Genomic DNA, 22,245 nt, shown 5'->3' with positions numbered 1-22,245 from the left:
GAAGCCTGCCATCGAACGGGTCGATGAATCTTTCTTGACTCTCCCGCTTAAAAGGAAGAACAAATAGAGAACATGAAACCCAATCCGCCATCGGAGGTCAGGAACGAGCTTGCGGCCCGAGCCCGCCATAGAGTCTTTGCGTGCGCAGTTCGAGAAGATCGAAGGCAGAAGCCGGCGCGTCAGATCGGGTGCTCCCCTTCGGGATCGCCGAGATGGACTCGCGACTGCCCGGCGACGGCCTGGCACGCGGCGCGCTTCATGAGGTGGCCGGCGGCGGAAACGGCGCCGTCGATGGTGCTGCCGCCGCGCTGTTTTCCGCCGGCATAGCCGCCAGGACATCCGGAAAAGTTCTCTGGTGCATCACGCGTCCCGACCTTTTCGCGCCCGCATTGGCTCAGGCAGGGCTTTCATCCGATCGCGTTGTCTATCTGGAGGCCGGCGACGATAAGACGGTCCTGGCCTGCATGGAAGAAGGGTTGCGCCACGGTGGCCTCGGAGCCGTCGTCGCCGAGGTTGCGCGGCTATCCGGCGCCGCCAAAGTCGACCTGTATCGGTTGCCCCTTTCATTCCGACGCAGCATGGCGACACATCCGTGACACTGATCCCGAAAGCATGTGCATACCTATCACGCCGTCGAATGTGTGATCTGCGAACGGCAGCGACACCGCATCGGCACGCCGACCATTCACCTCAGCAAATGGCAACGGCCGGCACCGGTCCATCGCCTCCTCCACCATGCCGTCCGACAGGTCGGCAAGCGCCAGGCTGATCCCAGCCGGTAGCTGCTGGGCAACCGCTTGCCAGAACCAACCTGGGCCGCAGCCGATATCGAGTATCCGATCTGCTTCCTTGATCGGCAGGTTCTGCGCCACCCATTCGAACCAACCGATTTCGGCTATCGTATATTCGCTGTTTAGCCGAGCCCGCGCTGCCAGTTTCCGGCTGTCGCCATACTGTTTGGTGCTTCCCGAGGTGATGGACGACATGCCGCCCCCTTCTTTCGATTGTCTTACGTGTCTCAAAACTTCCTGCCAGACCTATCAGCCGGCGAAATCATCTTAAAGAGAGTAAGAGGAATGACGGGGTTTTCGTGACGGGTTGGAGACGAGAGAGAGGCTCTCGGCGCCCGTCGCGGAGACTACCACGATGGCCACTGCTGCTCAGAAAATCACTCTGTCGTCTTCACGCGACATCCCCTTCAACAAGTTGGTCCTCAGCCAGTCGAACGTCCGCAAGGTCAAGGCTGGTGTGTCGATCGAGGAGCTGTCGCAGGACATCGCCCGCCGTGGCCTGCTCCAGGGTCTCAATGTCCGCCCTGTCGTCGATGCCGACGGCAAGGAGACCGGCATGTTCGAGATCCCCGCCGGCGGTCGCCGCTACCGGGCGCTGGAACTGCTGGTCAAGGCCAAGCGCCTGGCGAAAACGGCCCCTGTGCCCTGCGTCGTTCGCGAAGCCGGCAGCGACATTCTGCTCGAGGACGACAGCCTAGCCGAAAACGTCCAGCGCGCCCCGCTCCATCCGCTCGATCAGTATCGCGCCTTTCAGGACATGCGCCTTAAGGGCATGTCAGAGGAAGAGATCGCCGCTGCTTTTTTCGTCTCTGCCAATGTCGTGAAGCAGCGCCTGCGGCTGGTATCCGTCGCGCCTTCGCTGCTCGACCTCTATGCGGAAGATGGCGTGACGCTGGAACAGCTCATGGCCTTCACCGTCAATCCCGACCATGCCCGCCAGGAACAGGTGTGGGAGGCGATTAAGGATTCCTGGTTAAAAGAACCTCATCAGATCCGGCGCATGCTGACCGAGACCACGGTTCGCGCATCGGACAAGCGCGCGCAGTTCGTCGGAATCGACGCGTATGAGGCCGCTGGCGGCATCGTGTTGAACGACCTCTTTCAGTCCGACGATGGCGGCTGGCTGCAGGATGTCGCTCTGCTCGACCAACTCACCGACGACAAGCTGAAGGCGGAAGCCGAAGCGATCGGCGCCGAGGGCTGGAAGTGGGTCGATGCCCGTGTCGAGGTCCCCTATGGCTACGGCCACGACCTGCGCCGGCTGATCGGCACCACGGCTCCACTGACCGAGGAGGAACAAGCGAGCTTCAATGCCCTGACCGCGGAATATGAAGCGCTGGAAGCCCAATATGCCGAAGCCGACGAATATCCCGACGAGGTCGACGAGCGTATCGGCGAGATCGAGACCGCGCTCGCCGCTTTCGAGGATCGTCCCGTCGTCTACGATCCGGCAGAGATCGCCCGCGCCGGCGTGTTCATCAGCATCGATCGCGAAGGCCACCTGTCTGTCGATCGCGGCTATGTCCGTGCCGAGGACGAGGCGCCCATGGCCGTGGACGGTGAGGAGGGTGCACAAAGCGCTTCCTTCGATCCGTCGACTTCGATTCCCGACGCACAGCGTGCGGTTATCATCGTCGGCGGCCAGCCGGCCGAGCCGGAGGAAGAAGAGACCGAGGTCATCAAGCCGCTGCCTGAGCGGCTGGTTTCGGAGCTGACGGCGCATCGGACGCTGGCGTTGCATGACGCCGTGGCCAACAATCCTAATGTCGCCATGACGGCACTGCTGCACCGGCTGGTGACGGAGCGTTACAACTATTCCCGTCCAAACGGCTGCCTGGAGGTCAATGTCCGCCACCACTTCTTCAGCGCCCAGGGCGCGGATCTCAAGGACAGCCTATCGGCCAAGGCAATCCAGACGCGCTACGAGGAATGGAAGGCGGACCTGCCGACCGATGACAATGCGTTGTGGGACTGGATCGCCGCGCTCGACGATGCGAGCCGCATGGCTTTGCTCGCCCATTGCGTCGCCTATGGCGTCAATGCGCTCTACGAGAAGCCAAACCCGTTCAGCGGTAGCGGCATCTCCCAGCATGGCCTCGATCAGCGACTGGCCCACGCCGACCGGCTTGCCCGCGCAACGGGTCTCGACATGGTGGTGGTCGCTGGATGGCGTCCGACGGTCGAGAATTACCTTGGCCGCGTCACCAAGCCCCGCATTCTCGAAGCCGTCCGAGAGGGCGCCGGGGAGCGTGCCGCCTCGCTGATCGAGCATCTGAAGAAGGGCGACATGGCCAAGGAGGCCGAGCGCCTGCTCGCTGACACCGGCTGGTTGCCGGAGCCGTTGCGCCTGTTCGACGAGGCACCGGCGTCACCAGGTGGCGCCGACCGGGACGACGTCGATGCCCTGCCGGACTTCCTCGCCGGCGGTGACGACGATGCCGACCGTGACGATGTCGAAACGGCCCACCTGATCGCGGCCGAATGACCACTTGCGGGGCGGTCCCGGCCGCCTCGCTTTCTCCCACTTCATCCATCGGACCCGACAGTTGCCGGGCCGTCAATCTTTTGGAGACCACACCCGTGTCTGCTTCACTTGTTTTCGACATCGCCCCACTTGGCTCCTTGGTGGCTTATGCCAATGGAGAGCCCAAACCGCCTGCGCGCTTCACCAAGAAGCTCGCCGCATGGCAGCGGAACAATGGCGTCGGCCGCCTTGTCCGCAAGGAACCCGCCCGCGAGCGGCCGACCTATTCAAGTCCGCCATGCTTCACGCTGCATGAAGGCAATTTCGGCCAGGGTGGCATCATCCTCGTCACGATCATGCGGACCTACGGCATCGATAGTAGCCTGACCTTCCGCGTCGTCGAACGCCCGCAGGTCGGGCAGGTCCGCGTCTTGCAAGATATCGGCGATAACGTTGAACTTCTGCATCTCGCGGAAAGTCGGGATGCCGCCGAGCTCTGGCTGGCGAAGGCCGGTCACAGGCGCGCGCGTCTCGAAGACATTACGGCCGACGAGATTGGCGCCGATGTCGTCGAAGGGCGCATTGCCGCCTGACCAACCGATCCTGCCACCTGGCCCGCCGTCGAAAGACCGCGGGCCATTTTTGTTACCAGCAGGTCTGGCATGGCTATTCCAGATCATGCCCTCGCCAATTCCAGGACGCCTTTGTACTCAGCGGCCGGCGCTAGGTCCGCGTCACACTCCGCAAGCGAGGGAACACGATTTGCAGTAAGATCAGTGTATAGCCAGGGCTGGCGAAACGCTGCATCTACATAAGGGGTTACCGGCCCCGGTCAGATGCGAAACACCATCCCCCGCTTCCATTCGCTAACCTTGGTCCGATCCGGCTCCTCATCAATCAACCCGTGAAGGGTCGGCTTACGCGAGCGTGCCGCCCTCGCGGATTCGGGACATGCCCGAACGCACGAGGGTGATTGCCGATCCGGTCGGACACTTCGGGCGCCTGTCGTGCGGGGGATGGTCCCCCGCCTCCAGAAGACAGGAGCCGGAACCATGTCCTATGCAGATGCCACTGCATTCGCCGCCAGCCTCGCCGCCACCCTGATGGTCTCGATCGTTGTGTTCCAGGCCGGAGACGGCACCCACGCGGCCATGGTCGCTTCCGAGTTCGATGGCGACGAAGATATGATCCAGCTCGAAATCGATCCCTTCCAGTGAGGCTCAATCGCCTCACATCAACGGCCCGGAGCGCCTCACGCCCGGGCCTAAATGGGTGCGCGGCCGGCGCCACCACGCCCTTAGGAACCGAAGCAATCGTTTCGGCAACCATCGCCAGAAGAGTGAGAGGGCGGAGGTCACGGCCGTGATGGGACGAGGGTCGGGAGAGAGGCTTCCGCCGCCTGTCACGGAGTCATCCTCATGCGACACAGCACACCACACGCCGCCACCTTCACACCTGTCGAAAAGATCGCACTCAACCAGTTGGTCGCTCACCTGCGCAGCGCCGCCCGCTTCCCCCTTCGCGTCGCCGTGAGCGGGACAGCCACCTTCGTTGACGACGATGCCGAGGCTGAACCGATCTCCTTCGATCGCACCGTCGGTCTCGGCGAGTGCGGCTCGCTGCAAGACGCGATCATCGCCACCGAAATCCGCATCGCACACGACGATATCGAAAGCAGTGCGGGGGACGCGGTTCGGTTTTTGCCGCGCGTCGTCACCGTCATCGATCGCGAAGGACGGCTTGTCGCGGCAGGTGAAATCGGCGCGAAGGGAATCCGGTGGTGTGAGCCAGTAAAGTCCGACGGCGAGGCCCGCATGGTCATAGCCGAAGCCAGCCGCCTGCGGGGCGAGGCCATTGCCCAAACAGGTCTGGAAAATGCCGACGCGGCGCGGCGTCTGCGATTCGCCGCCAGTGTTCTCGAAGGCCGGCTCGTCGACAAGGTCTGGCGCGGGCCTGCCCGTGCGGCACTCCTCCAGGCCGCCTGACCTCCAACCACATCCCCAATCCATGCCCGGCCACCCGCCGGGCAGTGTCCTTTCTGGAGCCTGACATGCCCGACTATTTCACCCACTTCTCCTGCCTGCTCAATGTCCGCACGCCCAAAAATGCAGCCCGTGCGCTCGAGCTCTACATTCGCCTGTCCAAAGACGGGGCAACGGAAGAGCCGCCTTCTGATGGCTTCCTGCTGTCCATCGAGCCCGAATTCGGCGGCACTCAACTTTGGATGCGCGATGACGGGACCGGCGATCCCGAACGCCTGATCCAGTTCGTCAAACTCTGCGCCAGGGAATTCCGGCTGAGCGGCAGATGGGGGTTTCAATACGCGAACACCTCCTCGAAAGCCCGCATCAACGCCTTCGGCGGCGGTGCCCATGTTCTGGATCTGGCGACCAGCGAGACCATCGCCTGGACCTATACCGATGGCTGGCTCGCCGAGGTGCTGGACGCAGGCGAATCCGATGCCTGAGATCGCCGGAACCACCGTCTATCGCCTGCATGAACTGCCCGATGGAGCCAAGAACGAGGCCCGAGCATGATGGTTTCGAGCGTCCCGCTTCACGGCGGGACGCGATTTCCATTTCGGCCATGCCCGCTCCGTTGAAAGCCAGAGGGTGGCCGGGACGGATTTGAGCCGGTGCGGTCGAGAGAGAGCGCTGCGCGGCTCGACCCGTTCCCGCTCTCCCGAGGCTCATCCCGTGACCCATGCTTCCGCCGCCGCCCGCCTTCCAGATGTCTCCGATATCCCTGCGGTCGATACACCTTCCGCCATTCACCATGCAGCGCTTCTCCTTCTTCCCCATATCGAGCGCGGCCAGCGCGTCGATGCCGCCGCCCTGCGCGGCGCGATGGAAACCGCCTTCGGCGCCTCCGACGCCGCCGGCGCCTGGGACTGGAAGACCGCCTATGAAGCCTGCGAGGCGGCGACCGTTCTGTTTCTGCGCAAATACGGCAAGGCGCTGTTCCGTAAAGCCGGTTCTCAGGCGGCCTGCCTGCCGCTGCTAGCGAGGATCGCCGGCTTGCTCCCCACTCACACGCGCCGTTCCGAGCAGAGCCAGGCCTTCCAGCAGTTCTCGACGCCGATCCCGCTCGGGCTGATCGCCGCGAACGCCGCCGCCATCACGCCCGCCGACCGGGTTCTGGAACCCTCGGCCGGCACCGGCCTGCTCGCCATCCTGGCCGAGATCGCCGGCGGATCACTTGTGCTGAACGAGCTGGCCGACACCCGCGCCGATCTTCTCTCCCACCTCTTTCCGGCCGTTCCCATCACCCGCTTCGACGCCGCCCAGATCAATGATCACCTCGATCTAGGCATCGTCCCGACCGTCGTCCTGATGAACCCTCCCTTTTCGGTCATGGCCAATGTCTCCGGTCGGATGGCGGATGCCACCTATCGCCATGTAGCCTCGGCGCTGGCGCGCCTGGCTGATGGCGGGCGGCTGGTCACGATCACCGGCTCCAACTTCGCCCCCGATGCGCCGGCCTGGCGGGACGCCTTCGTCCGGCTCCAGGAGCATGGTCGCGTCGTGTTCACGGCCTCCATCGACGGCTCAATCTATGCCAAGCATGGCACGACGATCGACACCCGCCTTACCGTCATCGACAAGCTGCCTGCCGACGATCCGGCCGCGTTTCCAGTCTCGCCGGGGATTGCTCCGGATGTCGCCACCCTGATCGGCTGGATCGGCGAACATGTCCCGGCGCGCCTGCCGGTCGACGCCTCGGTCTCGGTTCCGATCGCTGCACCCACGGCGCCGCGCACCGTTCGCGGCTATCTCGCGCGCGCCGCCGCATCCGCTCCCGCTCGCGCTCTCGCGGAGCCCGAAGGCGTTGAGCTCGCCTACGAGGCCGTGGACTGGACGCCGGCCGAAGGCGGCCGGATCACGGATGCGATTTATGAAGAATACGGATTGCAGGCGATCCGTATTCCCGGTTCTCAGGCTCACCCGACCAAGCTGGTGCAGTCCGCCGCCATGGCCTCGGTGGCGCCGCCCAAGCCGAGCTACCGGCCGCGTCTTCCCGCCAACCTCGTCACCGACGGCCTGTTGTCGGACGCCCAGCTTGAGACCGTCATCTATGCCGGCGAAGCCCATGCGGACTTCCTCGCCGGATCCTGGACGGTCGACGAGACCTTCGACCTGGTTTCGGCCGCGACGGACGATGCGCCGAACGCCGTGCGCTTCCGCCGCGGCTTCATGCTCGGTGACGGCACCGGCGCGGGCAAGGGCCGTCAGTCGGCCGGGATCATCCTCGACAACTGGATGCAAGGGCGCCGCAAGGCGGTCTGGATCTCCAAGTCGGACAAGCTGCTGGAGGACGCCCAGCGCGACTGGTCGGCGCTCGGGATGGAGCGCCTGCTGGTCACGCCGCTGTCTCGCTTCCCGCAAGGCAAGGACATCCGCCTGTCGGAAGGCGTCCTATTTACAACCTACGCCACGCTACGCTCCGACGAGCGCGGCGAGAAGGTTTCCCGCGTCAAACAAATCGTCGATTGGTTGGGCTCCGACTTCGATGGAGTGATCATTTTCGACGAGAGCCACGCCATGCAGAACGCCGCGGGCGGAAAGGGTGAACGCGGCGATGTCGCCGCCTCGCAGCAGGGCCGTGCAGGCTTGCGCCTTCAGCACGCCCTGCCGAATGCCCGTGTCGTCTATGTCTCGGCCACCGGCGCCACCACCGTCCACAATCTCGCCTACGCCCAGCGGCTCGGCCTTTGGGGCGGCGAGGACTTCCCGTTCTCCACCAGGGCGGAGTTCGTCGAGGCGATCGAGGCCGGCGGTGTCGCGGCCATGGAAGTGCTCGCCCGCGACCTTCGTGCGCTGGGTCTCTACACCGCCCGATCGCTCTCCTATGACGGCGTCGAATATGATCTCGTCGAGCATCAGCTCACCTCGGAACAGACCCGCATCTATGACGCCTATGCCGGCGCCTTCGCCGTCATCCATAACAATCTCGACGCCGCCATGCAGGCCGCCAACATCACCGGCGGCGACACCGGCTCGAGCACGCTGAACCGGCAGGCCAAATCCGCCGCACGCTCGGCCTTCGAGTCGGCCAAGCAGCGGTTCTTCGGCCATCTGCTGACCAGCATGAAGACGCCGACCCTGATCCGCTCGATCGAGCGCGATCTGGAAGACGGCCATGCCGCCGTGATCCAGATCGTCTCCACGGGCGAAGCCTTGATGGAACGCCGCCTGGCCGAGCTTCCGGCCGAGGAATGGAGCGACGTCCGTGTTGACATAACGCCTCGCGAGTACGTCCTCGACTATCTCGCCCATTCCTTCCCGGTACAACTCTACGAGCCCTTCACCGACTCCGAGGGCAATATGTCGTCGCGACCCGTCTTTCGTGACGGTCAGCCGGTGGAGAGCCGCGAGGCTGTCGCCCGCCGCGACCGTCTGATCGAGAAGCTCGCTTCTCTTCCGCCCGTACCGGGCGCGCTCGACCAGATCGTCCAGCGGTTTGGAGCGGATGTTGTGGCGGAAGTGACGGGGCGTTCGCGCCGCATCGTTCGCAAGACCAGCCCTGGCGCTGTTGATCGTCTCGTTGTGGAGAACCGGGCGGGATCGGCCAATCTCGCCGAAACCGCCGCTTTCATGGACGATCAGAAGCGCATCCTGATCTTCTCCGACGCCGGCGGCACCGGGCGCTCCTATCACGCCGATCTCGGCGCGAAGAACCAGCGGCTGCGCGTCCACTACCTGCTGGAACCGGGCTGGAAGGCCGACACCGCCATCCAAGGCTTGGGGCGCACCAACCGGACCAACCAGGCGCAGCCGCCCCTGTTCCGGCCGATCTCGACCGACGTGAAGGCCGAGAAACGTTTCCTCTCGACCATCGCCCGCCGCCTCGACACGCTGGGCGCGATCACCCGCGGCCAGCGCCAGACCGGCGGTCAGGGCCTGTTCCGGCCCGAGGACAATCTGGAATCACACTACGCCCGCGATGCGCTCCGCCAGCTCTATCTCCTGCTCGTGCGCGGCAAGGTCGAAGGCTGCTCACTCCAGATGTTCGAGGACGCCACCGGCCTCAAGCTGATGGACGATACCGGCATCAAGGATGAGTTGCCGCCCATCACCACCTTCCTCAACCGCCTCCTGGCGCTGACCATCGAGCTGCAGGGCGTGCTGTTCACCGCCTTCGAACAGCTTCTCAACGCGAAGATCGAAGGGGCCATCGCCAGCGGCAGCTACGATGTCGGGCTGGAAACGCTCCGCGCCGAGAGCTTCGTCGTCACCGACCGACAGACGATCCATGTCCATCCCGGCACCGGCGCCGAAGCCCGGCTGCTGACCATCACCCAGCGCGAGCGCAACCGCCCGCTCACGCTTGCCGAGGCGCTCGATCACCTCAGCGACGCTCGCGCGAAGCTGCTGATCAACGAGCGCTCAGGCCGCGCCGCTGTCCAGATCCCGACCACCAGCGTCATGCTGGATGACGGCGAGATCGAGCGGCGAGTCCGCCTGATCCGGCCGATGGAGGCCCATAACGTGCCGGTCAAGATGATGGGCGAGACCCGTTGGGTCGAAGCCGATCCGTCGGACTTCGCCTCGGCCTGGAACGCGGAAGTGGCCGAGGTGCCGGAGTTCGTCGACAGCACCATCCACGTCGTCAGCGGGCTGTTGCTGCCGATCTGGAAACGGCTGCCGAATGAATCGACCCGCGTCTATCGGCTCCAGACCGATGACGGCGAGCGCATCGTCGGTCGCCGCGTCTCGCCCGCCTGGGTCGCGGGTGCACTCGCCACAGGCACGTCGACGCTGGCGCCGAACGAGGCCTTCACGGCTCTGATGGACGGCAAGACCATCCTCGACCTCACAGAGGGCCTACAGCTTCGCCGCAGCCGCGTCATGGGCGCCAACCGCATCGAGCTGTCCGGCTTCACCGATACAATGCGGGACCGGCTGCGGGCCTACGGCCTCTTCCACGAGATCATCTCGTGGAAGCTGCGGATGTTCGTGCCGATCGACGGCTCCGGCCCTGCCATCCTCGCCAAAGTCCTCGAGCGCTATCCCGTTCAGCGCGTCGGGGAACGGGAGGCGGCGTAAATGGCCCGACACAACGCCTCCGAACTGGCGATCCGCCTCGGCCAGCAGGCCGAGGCGGTGTGCAGGCGCTATCTGTCGAACGGCCATCGCGCCGGACGTTACTGGCTGGTCGGGGACGTACAGAACACGGCGGGTCGCTCCATGTTCGTACGCCTGATCGGCCCCGAAACCGGCAAGGGTGCTGCCGGTAAATGGACCGACGCCGCCACAGGTGAACACGGCGATCTGCTCGACGTCATCCGCGAAAGCTGCGGCCTTGTCGATTTCAAGGACGTGGCCGAAGAAGCCCGCCTCTTCCTCAGCCTGCCAAGGCCCGAGCCTGATCCGGTTCCCCGTTCCCGCCCGGGGAAAGCGCCGGCCGGATCGCCGGAGGCGTCACGGCGTCTGTTCGCCATGGCGCAGCCGATTGCCGGTACAATCGTGGAAACGCATCTACGGAACCGTGCGATTACGGCTTTGCACGAAACCGGCAGCCTCCGCTTACACCCGCGTTGCTACTATCGTCCAGAAGACGGCGGCCCGACCGAGACCTGGCCCGCGATGATCGCGTCCGTCACCGACCTTGACGGCGCCCTGACCGGCGTCCATCGCACCTGGCTCCTGCCCGACGGCAGCGACAAAGCCCCTGTCGAAACGCCTCGGCGCGCGATGGGCGATCTCCTGGGGCACGGCGTCCGTTTCGGAGTGGCGCAGGACGTCCTGGCGGCCGGCGAAGGCATCGAGACCGTGCTGTCGGCCCGCTCGGGTCTTCCCCGCATGCCGATGCTGGCGGCACTCTCGGCGGCGCACCTTGCCGCCATCCTGTTCCCGCCGTCGCTAAGGCGGCTCTATATCGTGCGCGATTCCGATCCGGCGGGAAATGGCGCGCGAGACAGCCTGGTCGAGCGGGCAAGGAGCGTCGGGATCGAGGCGATTGTCCTGTCGCCGGTGCTCGGGGACTTCAACGAGGATCTGCGCCAGTTCGGCATCGACGCCTTGCGGGCGGACTTGCGGGTTCAGATCGCTCCTGAAGACGTCAGCCGGTTTCTCGCGGCGTGAGGATGCGTCGGTCCCGCCGGGGAAGAGGCGCGGAGCAACCCGACCTGCCGTATCGATCAGAATGTCACCATGTGATGTCGGAGAGGCCGCCGCCCACGGCCTTCTGAGAGGGCGATCGGCCCACAAACGGGCCGGTTAGGCAATGGCCGCGTCCGGCTAATTTCCGCCGGCGGGGACGAGCCCCGCCTTTGCATCGCGAAGCAAATTAGCCGGACCCGGCCATCAAGGCCCTCGCGCGAGCGCGAGCGCTGCCAGCCCGTCTCGCCCGTGGGCTTCGTCGCCTGCGAAGGCCGCGATGGGCGCGGTCAGTCCGACAAAGGCGAACACCATGACCGACTACGAAGTTGCAGGTTTCGAGCCCCTCCACTCCTCATCCCCTACCGATCACATCCTCACCGAGCTCCAGCTCTATGGCTACCGTCCGTTCCAGGATGAACCGGACGCAAGGCCGCTCCCCGAAGGCAATGCCGTCGCCGGCGCTGTCGCTGATATCTTCGACGCCCTGATCACCACCCTGGCCGACACCCGCCTCGAACCCGACCTCGACGAGCTCCTCTGGACCGGGTTCGTTGTGGCGCCATTGGTGGGCGCAATGGTCGGCTTTCTGGTCGAATGGGAGAACAGATAAATCGCGAAATCCGGGCTGCGGTGCAATTAAGTTGAATGCATTTATCGTATTTTTCGTGTATACAACTACGTAACGATACTCGGTGGGGTGGAAGCAAGCTGTTGGCACCATAATCGAGATTGGGGAGGGTAGCTGATGGTAGTGGATGAATATGCTTAGCATGGTACCAGACGTGTGGGGGCCAAAGCTTCACTCGCCGGCGGGAAGTGTCACGCGGACACGAACCGGGCCAAATGCTATTTCGTTCATAGCTCCGAGCCATTTTGCCATCGTCATGTTGAGCCCACAGCCGCGTCGGATTGTTGGACTCAATAGCGATAGCCGCAAGAAGTTCAGCGCGACAGCTGGAACTCTTGAACTTGTGCCGGCGCAATCAGAGCTATTCGCAGGGTGGGAAACTCCAAAGGAGAATTTTCTGTTCGCCTTGTCACCGGAGCGGGTGCAGCAGTTGGCGATCGCCGAGTTCGACAACGACACTATCGATCTGGAGCTCCTTCAGCCGGGCCATGTCGATCACACTGCATTACGGCTGGCCAAGATGCTCGAGAGCGAGTTCAGGCGAGCGCGGCACAACGCTGTGAATGAGCTCTATGTGGATTCGCTTATCACCGTTTTCGCCACGCATCTGTTGCGCAGCTATTCCAAGATCGGACAGCAACGCGTCCCGCGCAGGCAAGGCGGCTTTCCTCCAAAGATTATGTCGCGGGTGACTGATTATATTAATGCCCATATTGCCGAGAAAATCAGCCTGGCCAATCTGGCAGAGGTTGCCGGTTTCTCTCCAAGCCATTTTACCCGCGCCTTCCGCCAAAGCGTAGGTCAGGCACCGCACGAATTCGTTCTGAGCCTGCGGCTGCGAGAGGTTGAACGACTGGCGTCGAACACCGACATCCCGCTTGGCAACGTGGCGAAGTTGACCGGATTTTCCAGCCAGAGCCATATGACCGCGACCATGCATCATAAATGGCTGATAACGCCGGGCCAGATAAGGCGGGACAGTTTGCGTAAGTAAACCCGTATTATCAACGGCTCCGAACCATCATCAGCAACGAGATGTTGCACGACTTGGCTCTTTCAGGAATGGATTTTCTGGAATTGAGGCCGGTTGTTATTACGGCGAAGCAATTACAACCGAGTTACTTTCCATGCACAGTTGTGAACTCATTGAACTAAAGCTCCGACGTTTTCGACGGATTCCTTTAAGGACCCATGGACTATTGCATGTTTCAAAGGAACATCGCGTGGTGCGCCCAATCTGGTTCGTAGAGGGTCTCAATAGATAATGTATACGGCGGTTGTAGCGGCCCCTTAAATCCCCGGCCACGATCTCCCACTTGTTAAGTGTTAGGAGTAATGTTGGTATTATGACTATCACCACCAGAAGATGCAGGTCCTTTCCGGGCCTGAACGGCGGCGGCGCTGGAGCACTGCGGAGAAGCTGGCCATTATCCAGGAAACCTACGAGGCGGACGCGACGGTGGGTATCGTGGCCCGTGGTCATGGCACACAGCCGCAGCAGTTGTTCGCCTGGCGCAAGTTAGCGTCCCAAGGTGCCCTGACGGCGACGGCCGCCGAAGAGGAGGTTGTTCCGGCTTCCGAATACCGGGCGCTCCAGAACCAGGTGAAGGAGTTGCAACGCCTGTTGGGCAAGAAGACGATGGAAGGTGAAATCCTCAAGGAAGCCCTCGAAATCGCATCCGGCTCAAAAAACAGAGTGTTATCAGCCTGCTTAGCATGACAGGAGCGTTGATCACCCTGAAATCGCGGTGCGCGCGCCGACATATATAGAAATGCAACTGTTATTCGTGCATTCCATCCTGCAACACTGTCAACTCTTGCAGTACTGCACCCGCAACCCGTGTGATAACTGAATGCGAGACAATCCTTTTTAGACAGGTCATAGTCTCGCATATTTATCAATCGTCGTTTTCTGGAGCCTGCGTTGCCTTGAGCATCTCTCCGGATAATTGGGGGCCAGGGAACTCGCCATGAATCTATCTGCAGAGCTGCCATTTCTCATGCATTCGCTTTACTTGATCGCAATTGTCGCGGAGGCGATGACGGCGGCGCTTGCCGCTGGGCGTCGCAGCATGGACTGGGTAGGTGTGTGCCTGCTCGGTTGCGTGACCGCCCTTGGGGGCGGCTCTGCCCGCGATGTCCTTCTGGGTCATCATCCGTTGTCATGGGTTGAACATCCGTCCTACCTGCTAATCACTGGCGGGGCGGCGCTCGCGACAATCGTCATCGCTCGTTTCGTTCATCATCTGCGTAAGCTATTCCTGCTGCTCGACGCGATCGGACTTGTCGTTTTCACGGTGATCGGTTGCAATGTGGCGCTGGCGCTGGATCTTCCAATCCTGATCGTCATCGCGTCCGGTATGATTACCGGATGCGTAGGTGGTGTGCTTCGCGATGTCCTGTGCGCCGATATTCCATTGCTGTTCCGGAGCGAGCTCTATGCCACTGTTTCGGTTGTGGCAGGCGGCATTTATGTCCTAGGGCTGTCCGTTGGTTTCAATCACGATGGCGTCATGCTTGCAGCAATGGCAACCGGATTGATTTTGCGGCTGCTCGCTTTGCGCTTCGACTGGAGCATGCCGAAATTCGTCTACGATCGTGACCTGCACTAGGGGGAACCGCTGACTTTTTCATGTGGCAACGTCAGACTTGGCAAAATGGGGGCCGCCTTCGCTTCGGCTTGGCGACCACCCGATGGCATAGAACACCACATCTTGCCTTGCATGGAAGCCGCAGCGGTCATCAGCGCAGGATGCACCCAGGTGCATCAACCCATGAGGCCCGGCAGGAACGTCACCAATTCGGGAACGGCCACAAGAAGGCAGGCGATCAGCACCGCCGCAGCTATATAGGGCAATGATGCTCGCACAATTGTTGAAAGAGTGACATCGCGGGGCGCAACGCCTGCCAGAACAAACAGACCGATACCGAATGGAGGGGTCGCCAGACTGATCTCCAACATCAGGAGTATCAGGATTGCCAGCCAGACGGAATCATAGCCAAGTCCGGCCGCCAACGGAAAGAAGATCGGAGCAACCAGCATGATGATCGAGACGGATTCCATGAGCATACCCAGCAAAAGAACGATCAACAGCATGCCGGCCAAAACCCACAGTGGATGGAAAGAAAGCGTCGTCACCCACCCGATCAGTCCGCTCGAAGCGCCCGAGAGGGCGAGCATCTGGCTGAAGGTAGATGCACCTACGATGATGAGGAACACCATACCGGTGACCCGCACCGTGCCTAATACAGATTTGCGCACGCTTTTCCATGTCAGTGATCGGAAGATGATTGCCAGGACCAGGACACCCAGGACACCAAAGGCAGCAGCTTCCGACGGTGTCGCGATACCAAGAATGATCAGCCCGACTACCATAAAGATGACGCCCGCCATCGGCAGCACATTGGTCGCCGCGAGACGCAGCTTCGCACCGAGTGACAAGGGCTCGACCGCGTAGCGCGGCGCGGCCTCCGGATCACGCCATGTGGAATAGGCAATGATAGCGACATAAGCCGACGCCAACAGCAGCCCGGGCACGATACCGGCGATCAAGAGCTTGCCGATGTCGATCTGGGCGATGCTTCCGAGCAGAACGCCAAGCGCCGATGGAGGGATCATGATGGCGAGACCGCCAGTTGCGATAATTGGCCCCATCGACAAAACTGGTTTGTAGCGACGAGCCTGCATCTGCGGCAAGAGTGTCGATCCGAGCATCGCAATGTTGGCTATGCTCGAACCTGACAGCGCCGCAAACAATGTCCCGCCTCCCACCGTCAAATAGGAAAGCCGTCCGGGAATCCGCCCCAATAGTCGATCAATTGCGTCAAACACGCGCAAAGCCACACCAGTATGAAAGAACAGTTCCCCCATCAGGAGGAAAAGCGGGACTGGCACAAGCGTGAACGTGGTTACGGATGTTGTTGCGTTCGCGACGAGTTGCATAATTGCGACCTCGCCGCCAATAAAGATGAGGGCTGCGACCAGATTTGCCGCGAGAAATGCCATCGCCACCGGCATCCGTATAGCCATCAAAACGAGGATTATCCCGACGAGAAGGCCCCCAGCTTCGTACCATGCCATCACAAGCCCTCCTGCAACTCGGATGACCGGACGTACATATCTTCGCCTCGGATGAGGAATCTCGCAAATTCTGTCGCGCACAAGGTGAAGCCGACCGCGAGCACCGAATACAGGAACCATCGCGGCATAATGACAGAACGAATATCGACCTCTCCGCGCATGCCGGCATCGAACGCCATTACTGTGGCGTACCAGGCCATCACCAACGAGATTGCAATGCAAAGCAGAACAGCTATCAAACCGAGTATCCGCTGTAAACGCGGCCCAGTAACGGTGGCGATGATCTCAACCCAGACATGACCACGCTCACGGATGACGAGCGGGGCGGCGGCCATAGCGGCTATCAGCATGGCATATTCGGAGAAAGCGCTTGTCCAGGCTGGTGCCTTTACACCGGCATTGCGCAACACTACGTCGACGATGATCGCCATGAACGTCGCGACAATGACTCCTCCAGCAAGCCATGCCATGGAATACACAAGCCAGTCATACACCTTCGTCACACTTCGCAGAATTATGGACATGACAATTTTTCCTCCGCCCTGATGCCGGTCTATTCTTGATATAACTTCTCTTTCAAAGCGGCGGCATTGGTCGCGTCTCGTTCCTCCAACCGCTTCCAGACAAGGTCATGTGCAGACTTCCGGTGCATAGCGGGATCAGGCACGTCAACGGTTCCCAGGCCCGCATCGTGCAGAATTTGCAGCTCCTTCTCGGCGATGGCAGCGAAATCCTTCTGGGTTTGTTTCTCGTGCTCGATCGCTGCAGTAGTGATAATGTTTCTCGCTTCGTCGGACAGCCCATCCCACTTCGCAGAGTTCATCATGATGACGAGATCAAGTTGCCATACCGGGGGCGCGACACGGTATTTTAGAAACTTGTGAACGCCGATGTCGGTGAAGCTGATCGCGGGCCAACCAAGCCCCTTCACGACTCCCCGCTCGAGAGCCGTGAACATGTCCGAGGTTTGCAGCATGACATTATTGGCCCCCAGGCTCTCAAACCATTCGCGGTATGCAGGTGTCGAGCGCATCTGAATGCCGGTAAGATCGAGGGCTCCATTATCGGCAAATTTCGGTTTATCGACGAGGTAGATGTAAAAAGGGATATTGCCGCTTTGCCAGCCAATGAATTCGGTATTCAACTTCTTGCGCCATATGCGGTTCAAGAGTGCCGTCGCTCCGTTACTGCGCGCCTCCACGGGACCGATCGTGGCGCCGAAAAGCGCATCCGCCTCTGGCACTGTGCCGTTGTAATAGGATGCAGGCCCCATCTGGATATCAAAGACCCCGTTGCGCAGGGCCGTATCCTGTTGTTGTGGCGGTATCACTTCAGGGCCGCCCACGAGCTGGATCGAGACGACGCCCTCGCCGTTCTCGTTCACGCGATCGATAAATGCCTTGAATTGCTTGGTAAACTCGAGATTCGCGGGAAATGCCGAGATGGCGCGAAGCACGACCCCTTCCGCACGCGTTGCAGCGGAAAGAGATGACAACATTGCGAGCGCTATTCCGGCGCACAATAGATGACGCATTGGTTTCCTCCCTTGTCGGCCTTATCCTCCAGCCGTACCGCAACGAATAAGCTGCTCACGCCTAGAAGAAAAATATATTATCCCCTTCGACGCATATCCTGGGAGCTATGAGTGAGCGTAGAATCCACGAACTCCTCAAGTGCAACAAATGATCTCATCACAAATGCCCGGAACAATCTGGAGATATTCACGCGGTCTCCTCGGCAGCTGGATGTTTCGGGCAAGACAGTGAAGTCAAAACGGCCGGGCGAGCAGTGCAACTACTTCATAATCTCTGACGAGATAGCTCCGTCGAGACCTGTCGTTCCGTAAAGCCAGGCAACTGAATCATGCCAGTCCTCAGCGGTTTTCGCGCGCATCATCGCATTGCGAAGCCGCGCATGGGCGCCAGAGGGATGATAGATGTGTTGACCAATCTCACGTGATTGAAGCTGAACGCGCGCCGTTCGAAGTGCTCGCTTCGAGTTATAGGCTAGCAGAGCGGCTTCGATGCTCCCTTCGTTTTCCTCCAACTCTGCCGCAAGGCAGACGGCGTCCTCCATGGCCATGCACGCTCCCTGGGCAAAATATTGCAGCATCGGATGTGCCGCATCACCCAGCAGAGCAACCCGCTCATCAACCCAATTTGACACGGGATCCCGGTCACAAAGAACCCAGAGTTTCCAGTCTTTGCCGCGCTCGATGACCTGGCGAGCGACCGGAGCCACATGCGCGAAACCCTTTGCAACCTCTTCCTTCGTGACCGGCAGGCCCGCGACGGGTTCAGCTGCGTCGTTATGATAGGTCACCACCAGATTGAAGGTCTTCCAACCGGAAAGGGGATAGTGCACAATATGGCATTTGGGCCCAGCCCAAAGGGTTGCCGCGTTCCAACGCAGGTCCTCGGGCATGTCCTCGATCGGAATGACGGAACGATAAGTGGTATGCCCCGAAACACGAGGGGCGCCATCACCGACAAGCTTGCGGCGTATGTTCGACCAGAGTCCATCGGCCCCAATCAGAGCCCTACCGACAACTGCTTCACCATTGGCCAAAAATGCTGTGACACTGGAGCCATCCTGATCATAGGTCTTCACCTCGGACCCGGTGCGTAGCTCAATCAACGGGTTTTCCTGGCACGCTCGCAGAAAGACGCCGAAGAGTTCGCCACGATGGACGACTGCGTAGGGGTTTCCAAAGCGTGTGCGAAATGTATCGTCGAGCGGGATACGGGTGACTTCTTCACCGGTCATTGCATCCATGAAGCGCAAGCTGTCGATGTATACGGCCATGCGCCGCGCCATGTCGCCGACGCCGAGATAGTCGAAAGCGTGGAAGGCATTTGGCCCAAGCTGAATACCTGCGCCGATTTCGCCAAGTTGTGGCGCCTTCTCCAGAACTATGGAACGATACCCCTTGCGGGCGAGGCCGAGGGCTGCTGCAAGGCCGCCAATGCCACCTCCGGCGATGATGATGGGAAGCTGTTCGGACATGGTATTTCCTCCACAAGCAGCCCGTGCCTTCGCAACGGGCAAAATTCTCTTTCATTCGCTGTCGGATTGACGGGACGGATGTGCGGACGCAAAGGCCGGTAGCGCATCGCAGGCACGTCCGATTTCGATGAGGCGCGGCATGGCCGAGAGGTCGACACCGAAGCGGTTTGCGGAATAGAGTTGCGGGACGAGGCAGATGTCCGCGAGGCCCGGGCGCGCTCCAAAAGCAAAAGGCCCGGAACGATCTGCCTTCGTCAGCAGAGCTTCGCAAGCGGCAAGCCCGTCGCCGATCCATCGGCGACACCAGGCGTCGAGTGCTTCCTGCGGTTGATTGAGTTCTGTCCTCAGGTAATCCAGCACCCGCAGATTTTGCAGCGGATGGATATCGCAGGCGATCGCCAGCGCGAAGGCTCGGACTTGGGCGCGGCCAATCGAATCCGCCGGCAGGAGCGGTGGCTCGGGAACCGTTTCATCCAGCCATTCGACAATCGCAAGCGATTGCGTGAGAACCGCACCGTCGACCTCAAGGGTCGGCACGAGGGCTTGAGGATTGAGCGTTCGGTAAGCTGGCGCCTTCTGTTCACCGCCATCCCGCCGCAGATGGACGGAGACGGTATCGTAGGAAACGCCTTTTAGGTTACAGGCGATGCGGCAACGATAGGCTGCCGAACTGCGAAAATAGCCGTGCAGAATCACGCTTCGGCCTCCCCGATCGTCAGGGACACTGGGGGAAGACCGTCGATTTCCCCGACGACGACATTGCCCGGCATAACGGCTCCAACCCCCGCAGGTGTACCCGTGAAGATGAGGTCGCCGGCATCAAGATGGTAGAAGCCCGACAGGTGCGCGATGATTTCGGGCACAGACCAGACGAGATCGGAAAGACGCGCGTCCTGGCGAGTCGCGCCATCCACGTCAAGGCGGATGCGTTGTTCTCCAACAACGCCGAAGTCGGTTGCCTTGACGATGTCCGACACCACCGCCGACTGTTCGAAGTCCTTGCCTAAATCCCACGGTCGCCCCTTGGCGCGCGCATCAAGCTGCAGATCGCGGCGCGTCATGTCGAGCCCGGCGGCATAGCCGTAGATGGCAGGCTCAGTCTCGTCCGGGCGGAGGCGGAAGGCTGGCCTGCCGATGGCGACCACCAGTTCCATCTCATAGTGAAAATTTGCGGTGCCCGGTGGATAAGGTAAAGTCAGCCCGCTGCTCACGGTCGATAGCGGCGACTTCAGAAAGTAGAAAGGCGCCTCGCGGTCGACCTCCACCCCCATTTCTTTGGCATGCTCTGCATAGTTGCGGCCGACACAGAATATGCGATGAACGGGATAGGTTGCCTCTTCTCCAAGGACAGCGATGGAGGGAAACGCCGGAGACGGAAACAGTTTGCGGGACGTCATTGATGTTCTCCTGTCTGAGGCGCCCGCGCGGCGCCATGGAATTGCCTGCCGAGGCGTGGTTAGCTCGGTTGATGGTTCGTACTGATGCTCGTTGAGTGGATCTCGCCCGGGACGTCGCTTAATCGGCCGCCATTTCCGAGAGCCACGGCACTGAGCCAAAGCGTGACGGCGCGTTCGCGAACCATCTGCCTCGGCGTCACCCGGCGGCCCGTCAGCGAAACGACCGAACGGTCCCATGCCGCATCTGTCAGATCACGCCATTCGACATTGAGATGCGCCTGGGAATGCTCGAAGAGGTAGCGCAACGCGTGGGCCGGAAGGCAGGCGCCCAGCACCTCGTCGTCGGGCTCCTGTTCGGGGTCACCAAGACTTTCCTCCCCGCGTCCTTCGCGCGCGGCTTCTGCGATACGCGCCATCGCTCGGGCCTCGTACCCGACACGAGCGACAATCAACCGACGACCGATCCCGCTCAGGGACGAACTGCCGTCGAGCGCCACGTCGTCGAGTTCGTTAAGCTTGCGGGCGAAATAGGCCGCTCCCCTTCGCGCCAGGAGAAGGTCAGAAGCCGGGGCGGCGGCTGAATCATACCGTGCGCCCTTGCCTTGCCGAACCCGGAGCGCGGCGAGCGCCTCCCGCTCGTCTTGCGGCCGCTCTTTCGCGCTCATCTCGGTTCTTCCTCAATGAACACGCGGTCGAAATGCAGGCGTTCCATGATCGGTGCATCGGAAAAGCGGAAGAGATCGAACCGCGTTTCGGCCTGCAAGAACCAGGGTGTCCAGGAAGGCACGACGAACAGATCACCAATATCCAGCTGGTGTTCCATGCCGCCGAGCACAACCGAGCCGCGACCGTCGAACACCTGAAAGACAGAAGATCCCACCTCGCGGCGCGGTGGCGTCTGCGCGCCCGCCCTCAGCCGGTGAAACTCGGCGCGAATGGTCGGCATGACGTCGCCGCCGGTCGTTGGATTGACGAAGCGTATGGCGGCATGGCCCTGTCCGACCGTAGCGGGCTGGCCTTCATCCTCCAGAAGGAGCTGCTCGGTCAGCGCCCTGTCCGTGTTCTCCCAGCGGTAGGCGCCGATCGGCGAGCTGACGGTGTTCTGCAAGCCGGACAGCGGACGCAGACCTGGATGGCACCACAGGCGCTCGCCGCGCGAGAAACGCGGCGTCGCATAGTCCGTCACCCGCTCAGAACCGAACTCGAAGAAGCCGACATCGTTCTGGTAGGAAAAGGGAATATCCAACCCGTCGATCCAGGCCATCGGCTGGTCGGTGTCGTTGTGATGCCCATGGAAATGCCATCCCGGCGTGAGCAGGAAATCACCGCGACTCATGCGAACAGGGTCGCCATTCACCACTGTCCAGACTCCTTCGCCTTCCACCACGAAACGGAAAGCATTCTGGGCATGACGATGTTCGGGTGCGGTTTCCCGCGGCCCGAGATACTGGATCGCCGCCCAGAGCGTCGGGCTCACATAGGCGTTGCCATCGAGGCCAGGGTTTGCCAGTCCGAGCGCTCGTCTTTCGCCGCCGCGTCCAACGGGCACAAGATCGCCGGAGCGCTTTGCCAGCGGATAAAGGTTGGCCCATTTCCAAACATGCGGCACGGCCCTCGGTTTGGGGTGCATCGGCATGAGATTCCCGAGCTGCGTCCATAGGGGTTTCAGATGCTCGCGTTCGAAGCCCGCATAGAGTTTGCGCAGTTCCGGCGTATCGTCCGGCTGCATGGCGTTCTTGACCGCCGCGTGATCCTTCATCGTCATGATGTTCCTCC

Annotated in this window: 17 protein-coding genes and 4 pseudogenes; 12 read left to right on the top strand and 9 right to left on the bottom strand. The window is 61.5% G+C overall.

Annotated elements, in window-relative coordinates; genetic code table 11:
* Window positions 1-109: 109 nt before the first annotated feature.
* Window positions 110-536: pseudogene (locus AC0TOF_RS08885) on the top strand (ImuA family protein); the annotation flags it as partial.
* Between the two features lie 72 nt (window positions 537-608).
* On the opposite strand, the pseudogene AC0TOF_RS08880 reads toward AC0TOF_RS08885, so the two are convergent.
* Window positions 609-986, bottom strand: a pseudogene (locus tag AC0TOF_RS08880) (class I SAM-dependent methyltransferase); the annotation flags it as partial.
* 160 nt (window positions 987-1,146) lie between these two features.
* Here AC0TOF_RS08880 and AC0TOF_RS08875 point away from each other — a divergent pair.
* The 11 genes and pseudogenes from AC0TOF_RS08875 to AC0TOF_RS08825 all read left to right on the top strand — a co-directional run bounded on the left by AC0TOF_RS08875 (window position 1,147) and on the right by AC0TOF_RS08825 (window position 14,597).
* Entirely contained in the window at window positions 1,147-3,276 is a 2,130-nt protein-coding gene (locus AC0TOF_RS08875) for a ParB/RepB/Spo0J family partition protein (protein WP_473767961.1), read from the top strand.
* Window positions 3,277-3,371: 95 nt separating this feature from the next.
* A complete protein-coding gene (locus AC0TOF_RS08870) occupies window positions 3,372-3,848 on the top strand; it encodes a hypothetical protein (RefSeq protein WP_473767960.1) in 477 nt (158 codons plus the stop codon).
* Between the two features lie 459 nt (window positions 3,849-4,307).
* Window positions 4,308-4,472, top strand: coding sequence for a hypothetical protein (locus AC0TOF_RS08865; RefSeq protein ID WP_192798561.1), 165 nt, complete (start codon window positions 4,308-4,310; stop codon window positions 4,470-4,472).
* Between the two features lie 201 nt (window positions 4,473-4,673).
* Window positions 4,674-5,240 (top strand): hypothetical protein, encoded by a 567-nt coding sequence (locus AC0TOF_RS08860; RefSeq protein WP_473767959.1) that lies wholly within the window; start codon window positions 4,674-4,676, stop codon window positions 5,238-5,240.
* A 65-nt stretch (window positions 5,241-5,305) separates the two neighbouring features.
* Entirely contained in the window at window positions 5,306-5,722 is a 417-nt protein-coding gene (locus AC0TOF_RS08855) for a hypothetical protein (protein WP_473767958.1), read from the top strand.
* 229 nt (window positions 5,723-5,951) lie between these two features.
* Entirely contained in the window at window positions 5,952-10,301 is a 4,350-nt protein-coding gene (locus AC0TOF_RS08850; protein WP_473767957.1) for a strawberry notch-like NTP hydrolase domain-containing protein, read from the top strand.
* Entirely contained in the window at window positions 10,302-11,339 is a 1,038-nt protein-coding gene (locus tag AC0TOF_RS08845) for a DUF7146 domain-containing protein (protein ID WP_473767956.1), read from the top strand. It begins immediately after the preceding gene.
* Window positions 11,340-11,481: 142 nt separating this feature from the next.
* Window positions 11,482-11,901: pseudogene (locus tag AC0TOF_RS08840) on the top strand (hypothetical protein); the annotation flags it as partial.
* Between the two features lie 340 nt (window positions 11,902-12,241).
* Entirely contained in the window at window positions 12,242-12,979 is a 738-nt protein-coding gene (locus AC0TOF_RS08835) for a helix-turn-helix domain-containing protein (protein ID WP_473767955.1), read from the top strand.
* A gap of 372 nt (window positions 12,980-13,351) precedes the next feature.
* Window positions 13,352-13,702: pseudogene (locus AC0TOF_RS08830) on the top strand (transposase); the annotation flags it as partial.
* Window positions 13,703-13,955: 253 nt separating this feature from the next.
* Window positions 13,956-14,597, top strand: coding sequence for a trimeric intracellular cation channel family protein (locus AC0TOF_RS08825; protein WP_473767954.1), 642 nt, complete (start codon window positions 13,956-13,958; stop codon window positions 14,595-14,597).
* Between the two features lie 155 nt (window positions 14,598-14,752).
* Here AC0TOF_RS08825 and AC0TOF_RS08820 read toward each other — a convergent pair whose 3' ends face one another.
* The 8 genes from AC0TOF_RS08820 to AC0TOF_RS08785 form a co-directional block, all read right to left on the bottom strand.
* Entirely contained in the window at window positions 14,753-16,066 is a 1,314-nt protein-coding gene (locus AC0TOF_RS08820) for a TRAP transporter large permease (protein WP_473767953.1), read from the bottom strand.
* Window positions 16,066-16,590, bottom strand: a complete 525-nt coding sequence (locus tag AC0TOF_RS08815) for a TRAP transporter small permease (protein ID WP_473767952.1) — start codon at window positions 16,588-16,590, stop codon at window positions 16,066-16,068. Before AC0TOF_RS08815 ends, AC0TOF_RS08820 begins: the two co-directional genes overlap by 1 nt.
* A 29-nt stretch (window positions 16,591-16,619) precedes the next feature.
* A complete protein-coding gene (dctP, locus tag AC0TOF_RS08810; protein WP_473767951.1) occupies window positions 16,620-17,600 on the bottom strand; it encodes a TRAP transporter substrate-binding protein DctP in 981 nt (326 codons plus the stop codon).
* Window positions 17,601-17,860: 260 nt separating this feature from the next.
* The gene (locus tag AC0TOF_RS08805; RefSeq protein WP_473767950.1) at window positions 17,861-19,072 is read right to left on the bottom strand and encodes a 3-hydroxybenzoate 6-monooxygenase; all 1,212 of its coding nucleotides are present in this window, start codon (window positions 19,070-19,072) and stop codon (window positions 17,861-17,863) included.
* 51 nt (window positions 19,073-19,123) lie between these two features.
* Entirely contained in the window at window positions 19,124-19,768 is a 645-nt protein-coding gene (gene maiA, locus AC0TOF_RS08800) for a maleylacetoacetate isomerase (RefSeq protein ID WP_473767949.1), read from the bottom strand.
* Window positions 19,765-20,469, bottom strand: a complete 705-nt coding sequence (locus tag AC0TOF_RS08795) for a fumarylacetoacetate hydrolase family protein (RefSeq protein ID WP_473767948.1) — start codon at window positions 20,467-20,469, stop codon at window positions 19,765-19,767. Before AC0TOF_RS08795 ends, maiA begins: the two co-directional genes overlap by 4 nt.
* 59 nt (window positions 20,470-20,528) lie before the next feature.
* Window positions 20,529-21,134: a maleylpyruvate isomerase N-terminal domain-containing protein gene (locus AC0TOF_RS08790; RefSeq protein ID WP_473767947.1), complete on the bottom strand. Its 606-nt coding sequence runs from the start codon at window positions 21,132-21,134 to the stop codon at window positions 20,529-20,531.
* A complete protein-coding gene (locus AC0TOF_RS08785; protein ID WP_473767946.1) occupies window positions 21,131-22,234 on the bottom strand; it encodes a cupin domain-containing protein in 1,104 nt (367 codons plus the stop codon). The genes AC0TOF_RS08790 and AC0TOF_RS08785 overlap by 4 nt, the downstream gene beginning before the upstream one ends.
* Between the last annotated feature and the right edge of the window lie 11 nt (window positions 22,235-22,245).

The organism is Ochrobactrum sp. PL_is501, assembly GCF_055816895.1.
The sequence above is the reverse complement of the archived record's forward strand: the minus strand, read 5'-3'. Positions and strand labels throughout refer to the sequence as shown.

What these genes read in the sequence shown, in the direction of transcription:
- AC0TOF_RS08825 (WP_473767954.1), top strand. Translation starts at nt 13,956, where the DNA reads ATGAATCTATCTGCAGAGCTGCCATTTCTCATGCATTCGCTTTACTTG.
- AC0TOF_RS08855 (WP_473767958.1), top strand. Translation starts at nt 5,306, where the DNA reads ATGCCCGACTATTTCACCCACTTCTCCTGCCTGCTCAATGTCCGCACG.
- AC0TOF_RS08790 (WP_473767947.1), bottom strand. Translation starts at nt 21,134, where the DNA reads ATGAGCGCGAAAGAGCGGCCGCAAGACGAGCGGGAGGCGCTCGCCGCG.
- AC0TOF_RS08795 (WP_473767948.1), bottom strand. Translation starts at nt 20,469, where the DNA reads ATGACGTCCCGCAAACTGTTTCCGTCTCCGGCGTTTCCCTCCATCGCT.
- dctP (WP_473767951.1), bottom strand. Translation starts at nt 17,600, where the DNA reads ATGCGTCATCTATTGTGCGCCGGAATAGCGCTCGCAATGTTGTCATCT.
- AC0TOF_RS08845 (WP_473767956.1), top strand. Translation starts at nt 10,302, where the DNA reads ATGGCCCGACACAACGCCTCCGAACTGGCGATCCGCCTCGGCCAGCAG.
- AC0TOF_RS08860 (WP_473767959.1), top strand. Translation starts at nt 4,674, where the DNA reads ATGCGACACAGCACACCACACGCCGCCACCTTCACACCTGTCGAAAAG.
- AC0TOF_RS08875 (WP_473767961.1), top strand. Translation starts at nt 1,147, where the DNA reads ATGGCCACTGCTGCTCAGAAAATCACTCTGTCGTCTTCACGCGACATC.
- AC0TOF_RS08785 (WP_473767946.1), bottom strand. Translation starts at nt 22,234, where the DNA reads ATGACGATGAAGGATCACGCGGCGGTCAAGAACGCCATGCAGCCGGAC.
- AC0TOF_RS08820 (WP_473767953.1), bottom strand. Translation starts at nt 16,066, where the DNA reads ATGGCATGGTACGAAGCTGGGGGCCTTCTCGTCGGGATAATCCTCGTT.
- AC0TOF_RS08805 (WP_473767950.1), bottom strand. Translation starts at nt 19,072, where the DNA reads ATGTCCGAACAGCTTCCCATCATCATCGCCGGAGGTGGCATTGGCGGC.
- AC0TOF_RS08815 (WP_473767952.1), bottom strand. Translation starts at nt 16,590, where the DNA reads ATGTCCATAATTCTGCGAAGTGTGACGAAGGTGTATGACTGGCTTGTG.
- AC0TOF_RS08865 (WP_192798561.1), top strand. Translation starts at nt 4,308, where the DNA reads ATGTCCTATGCAGATGCCACTGCATTCGCCGCCAGCCTCGCCGCCACC.
- AC0TOF_RS08835 (WP_473767955.1), top strand. Translation starts at nt 12,242, where the DNA reads ATGTTGAGCCCACAGCCGCGTCGGATTGTTGGACTCAATAGCGATAGC.